We start from the raw sequence: 20,667 nt of genomic DNA, 5'->3' as shown, positions 1-20,667 counted from the left end.
GGTGTTCTGCCTCACGGATCCCGGTCCGGGGCTGCCGGACTGATTAGCGTGGAGGGTGCCAAGTCGCCCAGCGCAAGGAGTCGGTCGTGAGCAATCCAGCCAGCACAACGCCGGTCACCGTCAGTGTCACCGGCGGTGCGGGACAGATCGCCTACGGTTTGCTGTTCCGGATCGCCGCGGGCGCGATGCTCGGGCACGACACCCCGGTCCGGCTGCGGCTGCTGGAGGTGCCCGCCGCGGTGCGCGCGCTGGAAGGCGTCGCGATGGAACTCGAGGACGGCGCGTTCCCGCTGCTGTCCTCGATCGACATCACCGACGACCCGTCGGCCGGGTTCGACGGCGCGAGCGTCGCGCTGCTGGTCGGCGCCCGGCCGCGCGGCGCCGGGATGGAACGCGGTGACCTGCTGGCCGCGAACGGGCCGATCTTCACCGGCCAGGGCGCGGCGATCAACAAGGGTGCCGCCGACGACGTCCGGGTGCTCGTGGTCGGCAATCCCGCGAACACCAACGCCTACATCGCGATGCGCAACGCCCCCGACGTGCCCGCCGAGCGCTTCACCGCGCTCACCCGGCTCGACCACAATCGCGCGGTCGCCCAGCTGGCGGCACGGACCGGTGCGCCCGCCGCCGACATCCACCGGATGGCGGTGTGGGGCAACCATTCCGCGAGCCAGTTCCCGGATCTGAGCCATGCCGTCGTCGGTGGCGAGCCCGCGCCGGAACTGGTCGACCCGGAGTGGGTGCGTGCGGAGTTCGTGCCGACCGTGCAGCAGCGCGGCACCGCGATCATCAAGGCGCGCGGCGCGTCCTCGGCAGCCAGCGCCGCCAGCGCGGCCATCGACCACATCCACGACTGGGTGCTCGGCACGCCCGCCGACGACTGGACCTCCATGGCGGTGCCCTCCGACGGCTCCTACGGCGTGCCGAAGGGCCTGGTCAGCTCGTTCCCGGTGACCTGCGCCGACGGGGCGTACCGCATCGTCGACGATCTGGTCCTCGACGACTACGCCCGTGCCAAGATCGACGCGAGCGTCGCCGAACTGGTCGCCGAGCGCGACGCCGTCATCGAGCTCGGGTTCGCCACGGAACCCTGACGTCAGCCGAACAGTGCGAGCTGGGCGTCCTGCGGCGCGGGCCCGGGCGGCACCGGGGTTGTGCGGCCCTGCGGGCGGCGCAGATCGTAGGCGTCCAGCAGCGGATCGACCCGTTCCCGCAGCCAGCCGCTGTAGGCCGGGACCACCGTGCCGCCCCGGCCGTAGAGCTGACGGTAGCGGCGCACCAGGGCCGGATGCTCGGTGGCGAGCCAGCTGAGGAACCAGCCCCGGGTACTGCCCCGCAGATGCATGGCGAAGGCCGTGGCGCTGTCGGCGCCGGCCTCGGCGATCGCGGCGAACAGGGCGTCGAGGTGGGCACGGCCGTCGGTGAGGCACGGGATCACCGGCGCCACCATGACGTGCACCGCGAACCCGGCCTCGGCCAGCGCCCGGACCAGGTCCAGCCGGGCCCGCGGTCCCGGGGTGCCCGGTTCCAGGCTGCGATGCAGGTCCTCGTCGAGGATGGCGATCGACACCGCCACACTCACCTCGACCCGCCGGGCCGCCTCGGTGAGCAGCGGCAGGTCCCGGCGCAGCAGCGGGCCCTTGGTGAGGATGGAGAACGGGGTGCCCGAGTCGGCGAGGGCGCCGATGATGCCGGGCATCAGCCGGTAGCGGCCCTCGGCGCGCTGGTAGGGGTCGGTATTGGTGCCCAGCGCGACCGGTTCGCGCCGCCACGAGCGCCGTGACAGTTCCCGCCGCAACACCGCGCCCACATTCGTCTTCACCACGATCTCGGAGTCGAAGTCGGTGCCCGCGTCCAGGCCCAGATACTCGTGGCTGCCGCGCGCGAAGCAGTATCGGCAGGCGTGGGAACAGCCGCGCATCGGGTTGATCGTCCAGCGGAACGGCAGCGTCGAACTCTCCGGCATCTTGTTCAGCGCGCTCTTGCAGAGCACCTCGTGAAAGGTGATGCCGTCGAATTCGGGCGTGCGGACCGAGCGCACCAGCCCCGCCCGGGTCAATCCGGGCAGGGCGCCGTCGTCGGCGTCGAGGGTCTGAGCTTGCCACCGCACCCCTCGAGTCGAACATGTGTTCGAGCTGGTGTCAAGCGTGGCGCGGTCGTCCTCAGGCGCGCACGTGCAGGTCGAAGCCGGTGCGGCCCGCCGCTTCCAGGCCCGGTTTCAGCTGGAGCGAGGGGATCTCGTAGTCGCCGAAGTTCTGCCGCCGGAACGGAATCGGGTCGGTGGCGGCCAGAGTGCGCAGGCGCTGTTCCCACGCCGCGGCGATACCGGGAAACTCGTCCTCGGCGATCCGGTCGGCGCCGTACACCACGAACGGCGGCACCGCCTCGATGCCCGGGTAGTACAGGATGCCGTGCTGGATCGGGAACAGCAGATCGTCGATGGGTCCGTTGATCCCGCGCGGAGAGTAGTGCGCCGCCGGGCCGCCGATGGTCACCGACAGCAGCGCCTTCTTGCCCGCGAGGGTGCCCTCGCCGTAGCGCTCGCCGTACCGGGTGTCGCTGTGCTCGCCGACGCCGTAGGCGAAGCGGTAGGTGAACACCCGGTCCACCCAGCCCTTGAGGATGGCGGGCATGGTGTACCACCAGAGCGGGAACTGGAAGATGATCGTGTCGGCCCACAGCAGCTTCTCCTGCTCGGCCCGCACGTCCGCGCTGAGTGTTCCGGACTCGAAGGCCCGGCCCGAGTCCGCCGCCACGCGCAACGGGCTCGACGCGTCGGGCCCGTAGTCGGCCGCGTCCACCACCGCCTTCCAGTCCATCGCGTACAGATCGCTCACCCGCACCTCGTGCCCGTCGGCCTCCAGGGTGCGCACCGCCAGATCCTTGAGCGCGCTGTTGAGCGACTCCGGCTCCGGGTGGGCGTGCACGATCAACGTCTTCATGGGAACTCCTTCGGATCGCATGTTCTCGATCCTGAGCGCCCTCGCTCCCGTCGTTCAGGGGCGCACTGTCCGTCGGACGGAACTTCCTGGTATCGGCAGAACCACCTTCCCGGGCGGCGGTGGTCGAGGGAACTGAACGCTAAGTCAGCCCGAAATAGCCAGGGACGACACGTGCTTCGTACACGGCGATACCCGCGTAGGCGCCCCCGAAGACGATCAGTACTGCGGCGGCACTGATGCGAACCCGCCGGATTCTCGTCGCGGATTCGGCCGGACCGCAACGGCGTTCGACGATCAGGGGTGCGAGCACGACGAACACGACCACCACCGCGGTCTGCACGGCGGACCAGAAGACCGTGGCAGGGTCGAACATCAGCCACAGGTAGTGCTCGGCGATCTCGGGTGCCACACTACCTGCCCATGACGCGGTGTGGACCGCGATGAACAAGGTGACCGACGAGGTCGCCCACCAGAGCACGACGGTGGTGAACAGCGCGGCAAGGATGCCGACGGCCCAGATCACGGCGATGCGGCCGCGCGTCGCTCGGGTCGTGATCAGCGCCGAACAGGGCACGGTGACGCCGAGTGCGATCGCGCCGGCCACAGCGATCGGCGTCAGCATCGAGAAGACGTAGAACGACGACGCCACCACCCCCAATGGCGCCCGGGGATCCCGCCACCACCATCCCGAAATCGCGCCGATGGCACCCGCGCCGACGGTCGAGAGAGCCACGAGCGCGACCACCGCGGAAACCACAGCGCGGGCGATGGTTCGGCCCGGGGTGACTTCGGCGTGCGGGCGCGAATCCGCCTGCTGTGCTGAGGTGTTCACTCGGACAATGTATTCGGAGCCGGGTTGTTCGCGGGGCACGGCGGGAGGTAGCCTGCGGGCGGGGGGAATCGAGCGGTCGGCATGTGTGCGGAAAGCTGCGTTTACCCGCCATGTCGACTGTCGTACGGGGGTTTTCGAATGTCTCAGGTCAATGCGATGCGGGCCGGCGTGCAGTCGCCCTACGCGAATCAGCCCGCGGTGCGGCGGGCGACCCGGCTTGCCGGAGCCGCCGGGATCGCGCTGGGTATCGTGCTGGTGGCCTGCTCTGCCGGTCTCGTGGTGTCCGGGCTGGTGAATCCCGAGTACCTGATCGTCGTCTGTGTGGTGGCGCTGCTGCCCGGGATTCCCGCCATCAGCCTGCTCACGGCCTCGCGGCGGATTCTGCGTGGCGAGATCAACGGGACGGCCAGGGCGATGCACATGCTGGTCACCGTGAGTGGCATCGTCGGGCTGGCGACGGTGGGCGCCCTCATCGAGGGGGCGTGGCCCATGAAGATCGTGATGGTCGTCATCGCCGTCGGTACGGTCACGACCGTGGTCTTCGTCAACCGTGCCGATCGCGCGTTGAAGGGGCAATAGCGAAGGACCGGTGCTTCCTGGTACCGACAGGACCACCTTCGTCGCCACCGCCGTGGCAATACTGGAGTGATGGACGATCTCGCCGGCTTCCTGCGCACCCGCCGTTCCCGGGTCGATCCGATCGGCGCGGGCATCCCCGTCGACCGCCATCGCCGGGTCGACGGGTTACGACGTGAGGAGGTCGCCCACCTGTCCGGGGTGAGCGTGGACTACTACGTGCGCCTGGAGCAGGGCCGCGCCACGCAGCCCTCCGATCAGGTCCTCGACGCGCTCGCCCGGGTGCTCGGGCTCGACGAGATCGAATGCGGACATCTGCACCGGCTGGCGCGGCAGCGTCGGCGGCGGGCGAAGACGCCGGGCGGGCGGGTCCGGCCGGAGTTGCTGCGGGTGCTCGATCTCGTCGCCGACGCGCCCGCGCTGATCATGGACCACCGGCTCGACGTCCGCGCGGGCAATCACCTCGCCGACCTGCTCTACGGCAGGCCGGTCGCGGGCCTGAACACCGCCCGGCACATCTTCCTCGAGGAAGCCGACCGCGGGCTCTACGACGCCTGGGAGACCTGCACCCTCGACGTCGTCGGGCACCTGCGCCTGGCGGCCGGGCAGTATCCCGACGACCGCGGGCTCGCCGAGCTCATCGGCGAACTGGCCATGGGCAGTGAGCGTTTCCGCAAGCTCTGGGCGCGTGCGGACGTGCGCGCCCGCACGCACGGCCGCAAGGCCTACCGGCATCCGCTGGTGGGCCTGCTCGAACTGCATCAGGAGAATTTCGCGCTGCCGGACGAGTCGGGGATGGAACTGATCGTGCTGTCGGCCGCGCCCGGCAGTGCCACCGCCGACGGGCTGCGGCTGCTCGCCGGTCTGGGCGCGGAAACAGTGTCACCGACCCGGTCCGAGGACCGTTCAGCGGGGTAAAATCGCAGGTGACGGGCTGTACAGCCCGGAGATCGGTGGTGGCTCGCAAGGAAGTGCTCGATGGTCAGGCCGTTGGTTCTCGCGGCCGTCGCCCCACTCGTCGTCGGCCTGCTGTTCCCGGATGCCGCCGCGGCGCCCGCGGTGTCCTATGTCGCGCTCGGTGATTCGTACACGACCGCGCCGGGGCTGCTGGACCCGGTGCCCGGCAGCCCGCCGCTGTGCACCCGCTCGGCGGTGAACTATCCGCATCGGCTGGCGGCGGCGACCGGGTGGGAACTCACCGACGTCAGCTGCGCCTCGGCGGCCACCGAGCATCTGAGCGTCGCCCAATACGCCGATCAGCCACCGCAATTCGACGCGCTGACCGACCGGACCGGAGTGGTCACCTATCAGCTGGGCGGGAACGACGGCAATCTGTTCCAGACCATGGTGATCTCGTGCATCGCCCTCAACCTCGGCAACACGGCCGGGGTGGGGGCCCCCTGCCGGGACAATTTCGGCTCCCGGTTCGCCGACGACATCGCCGCGGGTGCGGCCGCCATGAGCACGGCCATCGGGCGCGTGCGCGAACGGGCGCCGCACGCCCGCGTCTACGTCCTCGGCTATCCGGCGGTGCTGCCGGAATCCGGAAGCTGCTACCCGCAGGTGCCGCTGAGCAGCGGCGACGTCGACTACGCGCGCGGCATCCAGCGTGAACTCAATGCCGCGCTGCGGCGTGGGGCCGAGGCGAACGGCGCCACCTACGTCGACATCTACACACCCGGGATCGGACACGACGCGTGCCAGGACCCGGCGACCCGGTGGATCGAGCCGCCGGTACCCGCGCAGGCGAACGCGACACCGGTGCACCCCAACGCCGCGGGCCAGCAGGCCACCGCCGACATCCTGCGCGGTGTCGTCGCGGCGTGAGGGGAGGTGCGCGCTAGGAGTTGCGTGGTGCGCGCAGGAAGTCGACCAGATCGGCGACGGTCTCCTCGGTCGGGCGCGGGTGATAGCCGAGTTCGCGCTCGGCCTTGCCGTGATCGACGATCGGCGCCGACAGGATCGCGCCGAGCGCCGCCTTGGACAGGATGTCGGAGCCCAGCCGCTTGCTGATCGGCTCCACCACCGGCAGCACCGCACCCAGCGCCTTGGGCGGGATCGCGAAGCGCGGGCCCTTGGCGCCGGTACGCGCCGCGGCCATCCGGCACAGGTCGATCAGCTGGGTCATGTAGCCGCCGAGCAGGTAGTTCTCGCCGGTGCGGCCCTTCTCGCCGGCCAGGATCAGGCCGTGCGCCACGTCGCGCACGTCCACCAGGTCGAAGCCGCCGCCGATCATCACCGGCATCCGGCCGCGCATGGCCTCGGCGGCGGTGCGGTTGAGGCGCGACAGGCGACCGGGATGGTCGGCGGGGCCGTAGACGCCGGTCGGGTTCACGATCACCGCGTCCAGGCCGCGTTCGATGACCGGATGCAGGGCCTGCTCGCCCGCCCACTTGGACCGGTCGTAGACCGGCAGGCCCGGATCGGTGGAGCGCAGCGTGGTCTCGTCGATGTGGCCGCCCGCGCGGTACTGGTCGAACGCGTGGATGGAACTGGTCTGCACGAACCGGCGCGCGCCCACCTCGAGCGCGGCCTCCGCGGTGACCCGGACGCCCTCGGTGTTGACCCGCCACGCCAGATCGTTCTTCTCGGCGAGGGTGATCAGCGCGACCAGGTGGTAGACCACCTCGGCACCGTCCAGCGCCGTGCGCATCGACGCCGGATCGAGCACGTCACCGGAGACCCAGGTGACGGCCGGATCGGACGTGGTCGGCGCGGCGCGATCGATGGCCACCACTTCGTGGCCTCGCTCGAGGAGCTGCGGGATCAGGTTGGTACCGAGGTAGCCGGCTGCGCCGGTCACTGCGACCTTCATTCCGCCGAGGATATAGAACATGTTCTAGTTTTGAAAGCGGATGTCGCAGATCGGGGCCGACACGGCTCGATCCGGGTCGGGGTGTTCGGTTATATTTGGCGCACCGCGCCCGTCGGGCGGCAGCGCAGGGAGTTCCGCCGCCACCGATCGCGCTCGCAGAACTGGTTTTTCACGACGAGTTGGGGGGATTCGCATGACCGATCTCTCGGTCAATACCGATGCAGTAAACGCGTTCGCGGCCACGAATGCCGCCGTGGCGGGGGATATCGCCGCGGCGGGCATCACCGACGCCGCGGCCAATGTCAGCGCCATGACGCCGGTCTTCGGGCTCATCGGCGCCGACTACCTGGCGATGTTCGCCGCCGCGCAGGCTCTGCAGGCCAAGGACATCAACGATCTGTCGGCCAAGTTCTCGAAGCTGTCCGACGCGGCCTTCAAGTCCTCGGCGACCTTCAACACCGAGGATGTGTCCAGCGCGGTCGACATAGCCCGGCAGGCCGCCGGGATCGGGGGTCTGGCGTGAAGCCGCTGTCCGGCGACGCGGGCGTCATCACGCCCGACACCGCTCTGGCCACCGCCGACGCCGCGACGCAGACCGCGCTGGGCGCGGTCCCCGTCGACTACAGCGCCCAGGCGATCCTCGACGTGCCGCTGATGCAGCTGCCCGAGGACCTCGAGGCGGTCGACGATCCGGTCCTGCATCTCGCGCAGAAGCTCACCGAGGACACCCAGGCCGCCGGATTCGCCCCGGCAGGCCTGTCGGGTCTGTCCGGGCTCGGCACCGGCACCGTCGACGCCCAGGACATCCTGTCCGGCGTCTCGGCCGACGCGTCCAGCGCGCTGGGGGAGGCGCAGACCGCGATCAGCGCGCTCACCGCGCCCGCGCTCGCGACGGCGCAGACCGCGTTCGACCAGGCCAAGAGCGCGCTCACCAGCGCAGCCACCGGCGGCGGAACCAGCACCGCGACCGGGGCGAGCACCGCCAACGCGAGCTCGGCCGCGAGCACCATCACCGAGGATCCGGTGTCGGCGCTGCTCAACGGGGTGTCGCTGCCCGCGCTGCCCGGGATCGACGCGCTGTTCGACCCGATCCTGCAGCTGCTCAGCAGCTTCGGGACCGGTGTCTTCGGCTCGCTCGACCCCACCAGCCTGCTCTCCAACTCGTCCACGCTGATCGAGTCGGCCATGAGTGTCGCCCAGGGCGGGCTCAAGACCGTCCAGCAGCTGTGGGAGGGCGAGGCGTCCGACGCGGCCACCACGGCCAGCCAGCAGGCGCAGACCGAGGGGCAGGACACCAGCCAGCGCGGCTTCGACATCGCCGCGCTCACCGAGCAGGCCGCCGCCGTCGTCCAGTCGGGCAACGCCCAGCTGTCGGCGATCGCGACCACCTTCGCCGCACAGGCCACCGCGCTCGCGCCGACGATCATGCTGCCGCCCACCCAGGCCACGCTCATCGGCCTGGCCACCGAACACCTGGGCTCGGCGGTCACCGTCGTCAACACCACCCGCGGTGAGCTGGCCGGGTACACCGGTCAACTGAGCGGGGTCGTCAACCAGCTCGTCGCGCAGAGCGGCCTGCCCTCGCCGGAGGAAGTGCTCTCGGCGGCCTCGGAGAACATCGCCGAGCCGCTGCTCACCCAGGCGGAGGAGGCGCTCACCGGCGCCACCGACGACAGCACCACCGCGGCGAGCACCTCGCCGGGCAGCACCACGACCACTCCCGCCTCGACCACCACCGCCGGCCTCGGCACCGGCGGCTCGGGCGGCAGCAGCGGCGCGCTCGGCGCGCTGGGCAGCATGGGCCGGGGCAGTGGCGGCGCGGGTGGCAGCACCGGCGGTACCCCGAGTTCGGGCACGCCCAAGGTCAGCGCGACGCCCGGTGCCGCACTGCCGGGCGGCCGGGTCATGGCCACCGGCATGGGTCTGGGCTCCGGTCTGGGCAACACGACGACCGCGGGCACCAGCGGTTCCGGGTTCATGGGCGGCAGCCCGGGCGCGGCGGGCGGTCAGCGCACCAACGACGACGAGCACAGCCGCACCGTGCAGCCGTACCAGAGCCGCCTCGGCAACGACGATCTCACCGGCCCGCTGGGCGAATCCACGCCGGAGGTCATCGGCGCGGTCCACGAGGACGAACGCGGCGCCGACGAAGACCGGTTCTGACAGCACGAGAAGGGGCGGTACCGCAGTGCGGTACCGCCCCTTCTTCGCTACCGCGTCAGCGCTTTTCCTTGAACGCGTCCACCAGCTTCTTGTACAGATCGGTGAAACGCTTACGGGCGGCCTGCTGTTCGGGGTTGAGCCCGTCGCTCACCTCGGGGGAGTACACCACCAGGTGCGTCTCGCCCTCGAAATCCTCCGGCATCAGGTCGATGATGGTGGTGCCCTTGCCCTCACCGGCCGGGATGCCGAAATCGACCTCCTGCAGCGCGGTGATCTCCGCGCGCGCGGCCTCGAGCACGTCGTCGGGGACGGTGCCCACGATCTTCTTGGCCGCGGTCTCGGGCTTGCGGTCCTTGCTCACCGCGTCGGGGGAATGCACCGCCGTGCCGTCGGCGAAGACCTGCAGCACGGGTCGCAGATCGGTGCGCTGGCTCCAGCCGTCGGGGATGGAGGTCACGCTGACCAGGGGTAGCGGCGTCGGTTCGGCGTGGGCCACGGCGCTCACGCCGGGCAGTACGAGCGCGCAGACGAGCAGTCCGGTCATGGTCGGGCGCATGGGTTCCCCTCGATCGAAAGACGATGTCGCGGTATCGCGTCGGGGGTCAGCGTAGCCCGGGCGGGTTGTTCAGGTCACCGGCGGAATAGGTGTCGCACGACTGCACCGAGCCGGTCCGGTAGCCGGTGAGGAACCACTTCTGGCGCTGCTCGGACGAACCGTGCGTCCACGACTCGGGATTGACGCCGCGACCGGCCGCGCGCTGGATGCGATCGTCGCCGACCGCGTTGGCCGCCGACAGCGCGTCCCGGATGTCGGTGTCCGACAGCGGTTTCAGGAACGGCTGGCTGCTGCCCGGCGCGGGCTGCTTGTCGGCGTAGTGCGCCCAGATGCCCGCGTAGCAGTCGGCCTGCAGTTCGGTGCGGACCGCGCCCGACTGCGCGCCCTTCGGATCACGCTGCGCCTTGCCGATGTCGCCGAGCTGGTTCTGCAGGTGGTGGCCGACCTCGTGGGCCACCACGTACTCCTGGGCCAGCGGGCCGGCGCTGGCCCCGAAGCGGTCGGTGAGTTCCTGGAAGAAGCTGGTGTCGAAGTAGGCGGTCTGGTCGGCGGGGCAGTAGAACGGGCCCACGTCGCTGGTGGCGTTGCCGCAGCCGGTCGCCACGGCGCCGGAGAACAGCACGAGCTTCGGTTCGACGTAGCGCTTGCCGGTCTGCTTCGGCAGTTCCTGCGACCACACCCCGTCCAGGCTCTGCGCGGTCGCCACGACCCGGCAGTCGACGTACTTGTTCGCGTCGGCGCCGGTCTTGCAGTGCGCGGGCGTCCCCGCCGTGCCGGGCTGGCTCTGCTGCGGGTTCTGCGCGCCGGTGAAGTTGCCGAGGACCGACCCGGGGTCACCGCCCAGGAGCAGGGTGATCACCAGCAGGATCAGGCCACCGGCGCCGCCGCCGAGGGCGAGTTTGCCGCCCATGCCGGGTCCACCACCGGAGGAGGCCCGGTCGGGATCGATCTGCATACCTTCGTTGAAGGTCATCGCGGCACTCGCCTTCGCTCGGTTGTCCAGCTGTCCTGCAGCACGATTCGCCGCCCCGGACGCGGCGGAGGGCGGGCATGCGTCACAAGCTTGACACGGCGAGGCAGATATCGGTTTTCACTCGGGGATCGTGTCTCACTACGATGGCAGTGCACCCGGTCGTCTCCACCGGGGCGCCGAGTCGTCGAAAGGAATACCGTGCTGCGCACCCATTTGGCCGGTTCGCTGCGAAGCGAGCATGCCGGTCAGACCGTCACCCTCACCGGCTGGGTGGCCCGGCGTCGTGACCACGGTGGCGTGATCTTCATCGATCTGCGGGACGCCTCCGGTGTCGCCCAGGTGGTCTTCCGCGAGGGCGAGGCGGCCGAACAGGCCCACAAGCTGCGCGCGGAATACTGTGTGCAGGTCACCGGTGTGGTGGAGCAGCGTCCCGACGGCAACGAGAACCCGGACCTGCCCACCGGCCAGATCGAGGTCGACGCCAAGGACCTGGTCGTCCTCAACGAGAGCGCGCCGCTGCCGTTCCAGCTCGACGAGACCCCCGGCGACGAGGCCCGCCTCAAGTACCGCTACCTCGACCTGCGCCGCGAGGGCCCCGGCCACGCCATCCGGCTGCGCTCCAAGGTCAACGCCGCCGCGCGCGAGGTGCTGGCCCGCCACGAGTTCATCGAGGTGGAGACCCCCACGCTGACCCGCTCGACCCCCGAGGGCGCCCGCGACTTCCTGGTGCCCGCGCGCCTGCAGCCGGGCAGCTTCTACGCCCTGCCGCAGAGCCCGCAGCTGTTCAAGCAGCTGCTGATGGTCGGCGGCATCGAGCGCTACTTCCAGATCGCGCGCTGCTACCGCGACGAGGACTTCCGCGCCGACCGGCAGCCCGAGTTCACCCAGCTCGACATCGAGATGAGCTTCGTGCGCCAGGAGGACGTGATCCTGCTGGCCGAGGACATCCTGGTCGCGCTGTGGAAGCTGGTCGGCCACGACATCACCACCCCGATCGCGCACATGACCTACGCCGAGGCCATGCGCCGCTTCGGTTCGGACAAGCCGGACCTGCGCTTCGGCGTGGAGATCACCGAGCTCACCGACTACTTCGCCAACACCCCGTTCCGGGTGTTCCAGTCCGAGTACGTGGGCGCGGTCGTGATGCCCGGCGGCGCGAGCCAGCCGCGGCGTCAGCTCGACGCCTGGCAGGACTGGGCCAAGCAGCGCGGCGCCAAGGGCCTGGCCTACATCCTGATCAACGAGGACGGCACCCTGGGCGGCCCGGTCGCCAAGAACCTGTCCGACGCCGAGCGCGAGGGCCTGGCCAAGCAGGTCGGCGCCGAGCCGGGCGACTGCGTGTTCTTCGCCGCGGGCACGACCAAGTCGAGCCGGGCGCTGCTGGGCGCCGCGCGCGGCGAGATCGCCCGCAAGTGCGACCTCATCGACCCGAACGCCTGGGCCTTCGTCTGGATCGTCGACGCCCCGATGTTCGAGCCCACCGCCGACGCCACCGCCAGCGGCGACGTGGCCCTGGGCTACTCGGCCTGGACCGCGGTGCACCACGCGTTCACCTCGCCCAAGCCGGAGTCGATCGACACCTTCGACACCGACCCGGGTTCGGCGCTGGCCTACGCCTACGACATCGTCTGCAACGGCAACGAGATCGGCGGCGGTTCCATCCGTATCCACCGCCGTGACGTGCAGGAACGCGTGTTCAAGGTGATGGGTATCGGCCACGACGAGGCGCAGGAGAAGTTCGGCTTCCTGCTCGACGCCTTCGCCTACGGCGCCCCGCCGCACGGCGGCATCGCCTTCGGCTGGGACCGCATCACCGCGCTGCTGGCGGGCGAGGACTCGATCCGTGAGGTCATCGCGTTCCCGAAGACCGGCGGCGGCGTCGACCCGCTCACCGACGCGCCCGCGCCGATCACCGCGCAGCAGCGCAAGGAGGCGGGCATCGACGCCAAGCCCGAGGTGAAGGGCGACGGCAAGGCCGCCGACGCGCCGAAAGCCGTTGCCGCCGACAAATAGCGGTCATCGAGGGTAGCCCGGTACCTTCTGGTCAGTTCCGCCGCCTCGGCGGCACCGATCAGAAGGGCCACCGGTGCTACATCTGCGAGTGATCAGCCCGCCCCAGCAGACCGACGCACTGGTGCGGGCGCTGGAAGCCGACGCGGGCGTCACCCATCTCACGGTCGCGCGGGGGATCGCCCTGCAGCCGCAGGGCGATCTCGTGCAGGCCGATGTGGCCCGCGAGGCCGCGAACAAGGTCCTCGCCGATGTCAAGGCGCTCGGCATCGAGCAGACCGGCGGGATCACCCTCGGCCCGGTCGACTCGGTGCTGTCCGACGCCGCCGACCGGGCGGTGCGGGCCGCGCCCGGCGATCCGAGCGACGCCGTGGTCTGGGAGCAGCTGCTCCGGGAGACGCATGAGGAGTCCTCGCTCAACGTCACGTTCGTGGCGTTCCTGACCATCGCCTGCCTGCTGGCCTCGATCGGCGTGGCCACGAACTCGCCGGTGACCATCGTCGGCGCGATGGTGGTGGGTCCGGAGTTCGGTCCGCTGGCGGCGCTGTCGGTGGCGCTGGTGCGGCGCAACTGGCGGCTGGCCCGGCGCTCGGTGATCGCGCTCGCGGTGGCCTTCCCGGTGGCGATGGTGATCACCCTGTTCGCCACCCTGCTCTGGGGACAACTCGGCTGGATCACCACCGCGGGCGTCATCGACGCGCACAATGTGGACTTCATCTACGAAGTCGGACCGTTCTCCCTGGTCGTGGCCTTGCTGGCGGGCGCGGCGGGCATGCTGTCGCTGGTGACGTCGAAATCGGCCGCGCTGATCGGGGTGTTCATCTCGGTCACCACGGTGCCCGCCGCCGGGTACGCGGTGGTTGCGGCGACCATCGGGCAGTGGCATCGCGCGTTCGAGTCGGTCGGTCAGCTGGCGGTCAACCTGCTCGGCATCGTCGTCGCCGGGGTGATCGTGCTGCAGCTGCGCCCGCGCGCAGGCGACGAGGCGGGCCCGGTCGGCCGGTTCAAGCGCGCGATCGGGATGAGCACGCCGCTGCGGCACTGAGCCCGGATCAGATCCGGGCGACCGGTCCCGCGGTGAGCATCCGGTAGGAGTAGGTGACCGCGATCGCGCACACCGGACCGGCCACGAACAGGCCGAGCCCGCACAGTGCCGCGCCGACCAGGGTGACCAGCGTGACCGTCAGCGCCAGCAGCAGCGCCGCCCACAGGTTGGCCAGCACCAGCATCGCGCTGGCCTTGATCGCCTCCAGCGGACCGTAGTCCTGATCGATCACGAAGTGCAGCGAGAACATGCACAGGAAGCCGACGATCAGGCCGGGCAGCAGGCACAGCGAGGCCGCGAGCAGGGTGGCCGCGAAGGCGAGCAGCGCCGTCAGCAAGACATTGCCCGCGTTCACGAATCGGAAGAACGAGCCGAAAGCCGGTGGATATCCGTCGGTTTCGTAGAGCGCGCCGCGGATCATCACCGCCTGCAGCAGCCACAGCCCGACCATGACGATCAGGAACAGGAACAGCACCGTGAACAGCGAGGTGGGGTCGAAGATCTGGACCACCGCGAGGAACGTCAGGTAGATGAGCACGCCCACGCCGGTGACGCCGAGCCACGGACCCGGGTTGGTGCGGAACCGTTCCCAGCCGTAGCTCAGCGAGCGGCCGATGTCGAGGGCTTGTGCTCCCGAATGGTAGTAACCCGGCGTCTGCCCGCCGCCGGTGCCCGACACGCCGGGTGCGGGGGTGGCGGCATACCCGGGATTGTCCGGTTTGGCTTGCGGCGCGGCGTAACCGGGGCCGGTGCCCGCGGGCCCGTAGTGCGGCCCGACAGGCGGCGGGCCGGCAACCGGGGGCGCCGGCTCCAGCGGCTCCTCGCCGTACTGCGCGGCGCCGGGACCCTCGAATTGCGGATAGCCTGCGCCACCGGCCATTCCATGGCGGCTCGGGCCGCTGCCCGCGGCCGGGGGCGTGCCCGGGCCCTCGTGCCTGCCGGTGCCGCCGGCGAACTGTCCGCCACCGCCCGGAACCGGTGGTCCACCCGGCGAATCGCTCGATGCGGCGTACGGTGTGTCGGTCACTGTGGTAGACCTTTCGACTCAACCGGTTTGCGGTGTGGCGCACAGCAGTTGACGATGAGAAAACCCGACGAGCGTCGGGTGTGTCAAGCGAACAGTCACACTCGCGCAACCACGGTGCCAACACGCCGAGCGACGCGGAAAGGTTGTGTAACCGCTCGCTAGAAGTGACCAGGTACGAGTAGCTTGAGAGGCGATGACCGCACTATTGGCCGAACGCGCCGCCGACGTCGTGTCCGCAGCACAACAGTTGCTCACAAAGCGAATGGGTGCTCCGGTGAAGCTGAGCGATCCGATGGAGCTCAGTGGCAGTGGTAGGACGACAGTCCTACGCGTGCGTGTTGCGGAGAACGCATTTTCGTTGCCGCGCACGCTGATCGTGAAGCAGGTGCGCGGTGCCGCGCAGGACCGCGTCACCGGCGGCATGGCGCCCGGTGTCGCGAGCATCGATGCCGCCTTCCTGCGGGAGGCCGTGTCCTACCAGTTCACCACCGCGCTCAGCCGCGAGCAGCGTCCCGGCGCGTACCTCATCGCGCACAGCGTGCCCGACCGGTTGCTGGTGCTGTCGGACCTCGGCGACAACGCGCTGCTCACCTCGGTGCTGCAGGCCCGCGTCGAACCCGGCACCCGCAACGCGCTGATGGCCTTCGCGCAGGCGCTGGGCCGGATGCACGCCGCCACCGTGGGCCGCGAGCCCGACTTCGTCGCCCTGATGCGCCGGGTCGACTCGGTGCACCGGGTGGACGGGATCGCCCAGCAGGCCCAGGCCGCGATCGCCGATGTCCCCGGGCTGCTGCAGGCCGAACTCGGCATCGAGGTCCCCGGCGAGATCGCCGAGCGGATCGTGCACGGCAACCGCCTGTTCACCGGTGGCCGCTACCGCGCGTTCAGCCCGTCGGACCTGTGCCCGGACAACGTCATCCTGAACGACGAGGGCGCCCGTTTCCTCGACTACGAGTGGGGCGGCTTCCGCGACGCCACCCTCGACATCGCCTACGCCCTGGTCTCGTTCCCGGGCTGCCTGTGCGATTTCGAACTGTCGCGCAGCCGGGCCAGGGAGATGGTCGAGGCCTGGCGTTCGGCCGTGGTCGGGGTGTGGCCGTCGCTGGCCGACGACACCCTGCTGGCCGAGCGGATCCTCGAGGCCCGGCTCATCTGGGTGTGGCTGTCGACCTACTGGTTCCTGCCCGCCGACCACACCCGCATCGCCACCGCGCGCGAGCACGGGCTGTCGGTGCCGCGCTCCGAGGCGCTGATCAACCGCTGGTCGGCACTGGCCGAGGACGCGCGCGTCACCGGCGACGACGCGGTCGGCGACTTCGCCGAGCAGGTCTCGGCCATGCTCGAGGAGCGCTGGGCGGAGTAGCCCGCGGCGCAGCTCCCCACTTCGCGGCCCGAGCGGAGTACCGTCGGCGAGGGTCCGAGGAGTTGGGAGCAGTCGTGCCGAAACCGGTTTCCGTCACTGTCGTTCGCAAACACTGGTTGACTCCGCACCTGGTGCGGGTCGTCGGGGTCGCGGACGGATTCACACCGAACACCTTCACCGACGCCTACGTGAAGCTGATCTTCCCCCCGCCCGGGGTCGAGTATCCCGAGCCGTTCGATCTCGACACCGTGCGCGCGACGCTGGGGCCGGAGAGCCAGCCGGTGCTGCGCACCTACACCGTGCGGTCCTTCGATTCCGCGAGCCGCGAGATCGCCCTGGATTTCGTCGTGCACGGTGACGAGGGCGTCGCGGGCCCGTGGGCGCGCGACGTCGAGCCGGGCGCGCGGTTCCACCTGAACGGGCCCGGTGGCGCGTTCGCGCCGGACCCGGCGGCCCAGTGGTATCTGTTCGCCGGCGACGAGTCGGCGCTGCCCGCCATCGCGGCGGCACTGGAAGCCCTGCCCGCCGGCGCACCGGCGCAGGTCTTCGTCGAAGTGGGGGGCGCCGAGGACGAGATTCCGCTCACCTCGCCCGGCGACCTGCGGGTGCACTGGGTGCATCGCGGGGTGTCCTCGGATCTGATCCCCGACGAGCTCGCGGGCGAGCACGCGCCGCTGGTGGCGGCTGTGCGCGCGGCCGAGTGGCTGCCCGGTCAGGTGCAGGCGTTCGTGCACGGTGAGGCCGAGGCGGTGATGCGGCAGCTGCGTCCCTACCTGCGCAGGGAACGCGACGTGGCGCCGAAGTGGCTGTCGATCTCCGGGTACTGGCGGCGCGGCCGTACCGAGGAGGGCTTCCGCGAGTGGAAGCGCGCCTTGGCCGCCGAAGGCGCCTGAACCGCTCAGTGATCGAGCGCGGCCAGCTTGCCGCGCAGATGCGCGCGTTCCACCGCGTTGTCGGTGAGCAGCAGCGCCGCCTGGTAGGCGGCGACGGCCTCCGCGACGCGGCCCAGCTCGGCCAGGAAGGCCGCGCGGGCCGCGTCCAGGTAGCCGTAGGTCGCCAGCGCGGGTTCCGCGCCGAGCGGGCCCAATAGGTCCAGTGCCCGCGCGGGATCGCCGCCCAGACCCACCGCGATCGCGTGGTTGAGCCGGGCGACCGGTGACGGCCACACCCGCAGCAGCAGCTGGTAGAGGCCGATGATCTCGGTCCAGTCGGTCTCGGCCCACCTGGGCGCCTCGTCGTGGACGGCGGCGATCGCGGCCTGCAGGGTGTAGCGATCGGTGTGCGGCAGTGCCTGTTTCACCAGGGCGACGCCTTCGGCGACGGCCGCGTGGTCCCAGCGGGAGCGATCCTGGTGTTCGAGGGTGCACAGCTCGCCCGCGGCGTCCACCCGGGCGGCCCGGCGCGCGTCGGTGAGCACGACCAGGGCCAGCAGGCCGGTCACCGACGGATCGTCGGGCACCAGCGCGTGCATCATGCGCGCGAGCTGCAGGGCGCGCTCGACCAGGTCCGTTCGGACGAGATGGTCGCCCGCGGGAGCGGTGTGGCCGGTGGTGAAGAGCAGGTGGATCACCGCGCAGATCGCGTCGAGGCGCTGCGGCAGCTCCCGGACCGACGGGACGCGGTACGGGATGCCCGCGACGGCGATCTTCTTCTTCGCCCGGGTGATCCGGGCGGCCATGGTCGGCTCGGCGACCAGGAACGCGCGCGCCACCTCGGCGGTGGTGACACCGCAGACCAGCCGCAGCGTCAACGCGACCTGTGCCTGCGGGTCCAGGGCGGGATGGCAGCAGGTGCTGATCAGCCGGAGCCGGTCGTCGGGGATCGCCGGGTCGTCCAGTCCGTCCAGCGCCAGTTCGGCGGTGTCGGGGACCGGCTCGTCGACGACCAGGCGCGGCAGTGTGCGCCGGAAGGTGCCCTCGCGGCGCAGCAGGTCCAGGCCGCGGCGGCGGGCCACCGTCGTCAGCCAGGCGCCGGGCCGGGCGGGCACCCCGTCGGCCGCCCAGGACGTCAGCGCGGTCGCGTAGGCCTCCTGGACGCATTCCTCGGCCAGGTCGAAATCGCGGACCAGCCGCACCGTCGCGGCGAGCACGAAGGCCCACTCGCGACGATGCGCCCGGTCGACGGCCGCGGCCGCCGTGGTGGTCACGGCTGCGGGAAGACCTGCAGCGGCCGCACCTCGACGCCGCCGGTGGGCGCGGGAACCTGCGCGGCGAGCGCGATCGCGGCGTCGAGATCGGGCGCCTCGATCAGGTAGTAGCCGCCGAGGGCTTCCTTGGCCTCGGCGAACGGACCGTCGGTGACGACGACCTCGCCCGTGGCGTCGTGCCGGATCGCGGTGGCGGTGCCGGTGGGCTGCAGCGCGTTGCCGCCGAGATTGGCCGCGCCCGCGAGCTGCTGGAAGGCGCGGTGCGCGGCGAGCATGTCACCGCGCTCGGCGGGAGACATGGCGGCGTAGGTGGCTTCGTCGCCGTAGATCAGGACCAGGTACTGGCTCATCAGGGAGCTCCTTCGGATCTGGGCTGCCCGTTCGTCGGGTGGCCGTACTCACCCGACGAACGAGCGCTGCCGTGATCGACAGCCGGTCCGAAGAATTCTGCGCCGATTGTCGCGGCGCCGCGATCAGTGCACCGGAGCCGGTCGCGGTTCGAGGCGGCCACCGGCCGGGACCGCGAACGACGTGGCGTGCCGGACCTCACTCGCCGGGTCGATCACGTCGGCCACGTAGAACCAGTCCATCTGGGTCTGCGCCGGGGTCACCTCGAGCACCCCGAAACCGTGCGAGTCCAGTTCGACATAGCGCAGGTGATGGTTGGCCGCCTTGATGGCCTCCTCGGCGGGCACCGACGTGGTCCGCGGCGGCGTCTTCAGCAGGTCGCCGACGCTCGAGGAGGTGACCGACGGGACGACGAACTCCGCGCCGACAGTCGGGCCGCCCGGGTAGTTCGCGGCGTCCAGCGGCAGGTCGGCGGCCCAGGAGGTGTGGATGTCGCCGGTCAGGAACACGACGTCACCCACCTCGTTGTCGGCGATGGCCCGGAACAGGGTGCGCCGGTCGGCGGTGTAGCCGTCCCACTGGTCGCCGTTCACGGTGAGACCGCCCTGCGGGATCCCGATGGCCTCGGTAATGGCCTGGGTGGTCGCCGGTTCCAGCGGCGGGAACACCAGCGGCGCCACCATCACCGAGTTGCCGATCAGCTTCCACCGCGCGGGTGAGGAGGTGAGACCGGCGGTGAGCCAGTCCATCTGGGCGCGCCCGGTGATGGTGCGGGCCGGGTCGTCGGCCTGTCGCCAGCCGGCACCGGGGCCCGCCTCGTGGTCGCGGTAGCTGCGCAGGTCGAGCATGGACAGCTCGGCGAGGGTGCCGAAGCGGAGCCTGCGGTAGATCTGGACCTCGTCGCCGGTGCGGGTCGCCCGGACCGGCATCCATTCGAGGTAGGCCTGCGCGGAGGCGGCACGCCGGGCGCTCCACGGACCGTGCACGGCGGGGTCGTGATTCTCCGAGCCCTCGCGCCAGGAGTTGTCGGCCGACTCGTGGTCGTCCCAGGTGCAGATGAACGGCAGCGTGGCGTGCAGGGCCGTCAGGTCGGGATCGGTCTTGTACTGGCCGTGCCGGGTGCGGTAGTCGGCCAGGGTGACGATCTCGTGCGCGGGATCGTGGCCGCGCACCGCGCCGGTACGGCCGGTGTACTCGCCGCGGGCGTATTCGTAGAGGTAGTCGCCCAGGTGCACGATCGCGTCGAGGTCGGTGCGCGCGGCCAGATGCCGGTACGAGCCGAACCAGCCCGCCTCCCAGTTGGAGCAGGAGACCAGGCCGAGGCGCAGGCGGTCCAGGTCGGTGTCGGCGGCGGGCGCGGTGCGGGTGCGGCCGACCGGCGAGGTCGCGCCGAGCGCGGTGAAGCGGTACCAGTAGTCGGTCGCGGGAGCGAGTCCGGTCGCGTCGACCTTGACGGTGTGGTCGGCGCCCACGTCGGCGGTGACGGTGCCCGAGGCGGCGATGCCGGCGAAGGACTCGTCCGCCGAGATCTCCCAGCGCACCGGGGTCGCGGCGCCGATCCCGGAGCCGGGCGTCGCGTCGTCGGCCACGGTCACCCTGGTCCACAGGATCACCGCGCCGGGCAGTGGGTCACCGGAGGCGACACCGTGCCGGAAGACGGTCCCGGCCGCGTGCGCGGTCGCGGTGCTCAGCACCACGACCGCGGCCGCCGCCGTGCCGCCTTTGAACAGGGTGCGCCGGGCGAACTGCCCGGTGGGCGCAGAGGCGTTGCCGCCGTTGATTTCGACCACGATCAGCGATCTCATCCCAGGTACCGGGTGGGGCGCAAGTCCGGCGCACAAAATTGGTCAATCGTTCAACTGTGTGCCGGT

20 protein-coding genes are annotated in these 20,667 nt (G+C 70.9%); 10 read left to right on the top strand and 10 right to left on the bottom strand.

Annotation, left to right across the window (positions count from 1 at the left end; all coding sequences use genetic code 11):
* The first annotated feature begins 86 nt into the window (after positions 1-86).
* Complete coding sequence (locus EL493_RS24830; protein WP_019047870.1) at positions 87-1,094, top strand: malate dehydrogenase; 1,008 nt, start codon at positions 87-89, stop codon at positions 1,092-1,094.
* 2 nt (positions 1,095-1,096) lie between these two features.
* On the opposite strand, the gene EL493_RS24825 is transcribed toward EL493_RS24830, so the two are convergent.
* From EL493_RS24825 to EL493_RS24815, 3 genes are all read right to left on the bottom strand, one after another.
* The gene (locus tag EL493_RS24825) at positions 1,097-2,110 is read right to left on the bottom strand and encodes an Rv2578c family radical SAM protein (protein WP_019047869.1); all 1,014 of its coding nucleotides are present in this window, start codon (positions 2,108-2,110) and stop codon (positions 1,097-1,099) included.
* A 52-nt stretch (positions 2,111-2,162) separates the two neighbouring features.
* Positions 2,163-2,942: an NAD(P)H-dependent oxidoreductase gene (locus EL493_RS24820; protein ID WP_030203506.1), complete on the bottom strand. Its 780-nt coding sequence runs from the start codon at positions 2,940-2,942 to the stop codon at positions 2,163-2,165.
* Between the two features lie 139 nt (positions 2,943-3,081).
* Positions 3,082-3,774: a hypothetical protein gene (locus EL493_RS24815; protein WP_019047867.1), complete on the bottom strand. Its 693-nt coding sequence runs from the start codon at positions 3,772-3,774 to the stop codon at positions 3,082-3,084.
* Between the two features lie 138 nt (positions 3,775-3,912).
* Between EL493_RS24815 and EL493_RS24810 the strand changes: the two genes are divergently transcribed.
* From EL493_RS24810 to EL493_RS24800, 3 genes are all read left to right on the top strand, one after another.
* A complete protein-coding gene (locus tag EL493_RS24810; RefSeq protein ID WP_022566279.1) occupies positions 3,913-4,353 on the top strand; it encodes a hypothetical protein in 441 nt (146 codons plus the stop codon).
* Between the two features lie 69 nt (positions 4,354-4,422).
* Entirely contained in the window at positions 4,423-5,268 is an 846-nt protein-coding gene (locus EL493_RS24805) for a helix-turn-helix domain-containing protein (RefSeq protein ID WP_019047865.1), read from the top strand.
* Positions 5,269-5,328: 60 nt separating this feature from the next.
* On the top strand, positions 5,329-6,177 hold the full coding sequence (locus tag EL493_RS24800) for an SGNH/GDSL hydrolase family protein (protein WP_019047864.1): 849 nt from the start codon (positions 5,329-5,331) through the stop codon (positions 6,175-6,177).
* 13 nt (positions 6,178-6,190) lie between these two features.
* Here the strand turns inward: EL493_RS24800 and EL493_RS24795 are convergent, their stop codons facing one another.
* Positions 6,191-7,165 (bottom strand): NAD-dependent epimerase/dehydratase family protein, encoded by a 975-nt coding sequence (locus EL493_RS24795; RefSeq protein WP_036836595.1) that lies wholly within the window; start codon positions 7,163-7,165, stop codon positions 6,191-6,193.
* A gap of 193 nt (positions 7,166-7,358) precedes the next feature.
* Between EL493_RS24795 and EL493_RS24790 the strand changes: the two genes are divergently transcribed.
* Positions 7,359-7,688, top strand: a complete 330-nt coding sequence (locus tag EL493_RS24790) for a type VII secretion target (protein ID WP_019047862.1) — start codon at positions 7,359-7,361, stop codon at positions 7,686-7,688.
* Positions 7,685-9,328 (top strand): hypothetical protein, encoded by a 1,644-nt coding sequence (locus tag EL493_RS24785; protein WP_019047861.1) that lies wholly within the window; start codon positions 7,685-7,687, stop codon positions 9,326-9,328. Before EL493_RS24790 ends, EL493_RS24785 begins: the two co-directional genes overlap by 4 nt.
* A 55-nt stretch (positions 9,329-9,383) precedes the next feature.
* Here the strand turns inward: EL493_RS24785 and EL493_RS24780 are convergent, their stop codons facing one another.
* Together EL493_RS24780 and ypfJ are read right to left on the bottom strand one after the other, a co-directional pair.
* Complete coding sequence (locus tag EL493_RS24780; protein WP_019047860.1) at positions 9,384-9,884, bottom strand: hypothetical protein; 501 nt, start codon at positions 9,882-9,884, stop codon at positions 9,384-9,386.
* A gap of 46 nt (positions 9,885-9,930) precedes the next feature.
* A complete protein-coding gene (gene ypfJ / locus EL493_RS24775) occupies positions 9,931-10,857 on the bottom strand; it encodes a KPN_02809 family neutral zinc metallopeptidase (RefSeq protein ID WP_019047859.1) in 927 nt (308 codons plus the stop codon).
* Positions 10,858-11,055: 198 nt separating this feature from the next.
* Here ypfJ and aspS point away from each other — a divergent pair, with 198 nt between their 5' ends.
* Together aspS and EL493_RS24765 are read left to right on the top strand one after the other, a co-directional pair.
* Positions 11,056-12,870, top strand: a complete 1,815-nt coding sequence (aspS, locus tag EL493_RS24770) for an aspartate--tRNA ligase (RefSeq protein WP_019047858.1) — start codon at positions 11,056-11,058, stop codon at positions 12,868-12,870.
* Positions 12,871-12,943: 73 nt separating this feature from the next.
* Positions 12,944-13,912 (top strand): DUF389 domain-containing protein, encoded by a 969-nt coding sequence (locus EL493_RS24765; RefSeq protein WP_051719575.1) that lies wholly within the window; start codon positions 12,944-12,946, stop codon positions 13,910-13,912.
* 7 nt (positions 13,913-13,919) lie between these two features.
* On the opposite strand, the gene EL493_RS24760 is transcribed toward EL493_RS24765, so the two are convergent.
* Positions 13,920-14,939: a hypothetical protein gene (locus EL493_RS24760; RefSeq protein WP_019047856.1), complete on the bottom strand. Its 1,020-nt coding sequence runs from the start codon at positions 14,937-14,939 to the stop codon at positions 13,920-13,922.
* Between the two features lie 193 nt (positions 14,940-15,132).
* Here EL493_RS24760 and EL493_RS24755 point away from each other — a divergent pair, with 193 nt between their 5' ends.
* Both EL493_RS24755 and EL493_RS24750 read left to right on the top strand, forming a co-directional pair.
* The gene (locus tag EL493_RS24755; protein ID WP_022566280.1) at positions 15,133-16,302 is read left to right on the top strand and encodes a phosphotransferase family protein; all 1,170 of its coding nucleotides are present in this window, start codon (positions 15,133-15,135) and stop codon (positions 16,300-16,302) included.
* Between the two features lie 74 nt (positions 16,303-16,376).
* Positions 16,377-17,195 (top strand): siderophore-interacting protein, encoded by an 819-nt coding sequence (locus EL493_RS24750; RefSeq protein ID WP_022566281.1) that lies wholly within the window; start codon positions 16,377-16,379, stop codon positions 17,193-17,195.
* A gap of 5 nt (positions 17,196-17,200) precedes the next feature.
* Here EL493_RS24750 and EL493_RS24745 read toward each other — a convergent pair whose 3' ends face one another.
* The 3 genes from EL493_RS24745 to EL493_RS24735 form a co-directional block, all read right to left on the bottom strand.
* Positions 17,201-18,448 carry an RNA polymerase sigma factor gene (locus tag EL493_RS24745; RefSeq protein WP_019047853.1) on the bottom strand — a complete coding sequence of 416 codons (1,248 nt, stop codon included), beginning with the start codon at positions 18,446-18,448 and terminating at the stop codon, positions 17,201-17,203.
* Positions 18,445-18,798: a YciI family protein gene (locus EL493_RS24740; protein ID WP_019047852.1), complete on the bottom strand. Its 354-nt coding sequence runs from the start codon at positions 18,796-18,798 to the stop codon at positions 18,445-18,447. The genes EL493_RS24745 and EL493_RS24740 overlap by 4 nt, the downstream gene beginning before the upstream one ends.
* 123 nt (positions 18,799-18,921) lie before the next feature.
* Positions 18,922-20,601 carry an alkaline phosphatase D family protein gene (locus EL493_RS24735; RefSeq protein ID WP_019047851.1) on the bottom strand — a complete coding sequence of 560 codons (1,680 nt, stop codon included), beginning with the start codon at positions 20,599-20,601 and terminating at the stop codon, positions 18,922-18,924.
* Positions 20,602-20,667: the final 66 nt, after the last annotated feature.

The organism is Nocardia asteroides (assembly GCF_900637185.1).
Lineage (GTDB): Bacteria > Actinomycetota > Actinomycetes > Mycobacteriales > Mycobacteriaceae > Nocardia > Nocardia asteroides.
The sequence above is the reverse complement of the archived record's forward strand: the minus strand, read 5'-3'. Positions and strand labels throughout refer to the sequence as shown.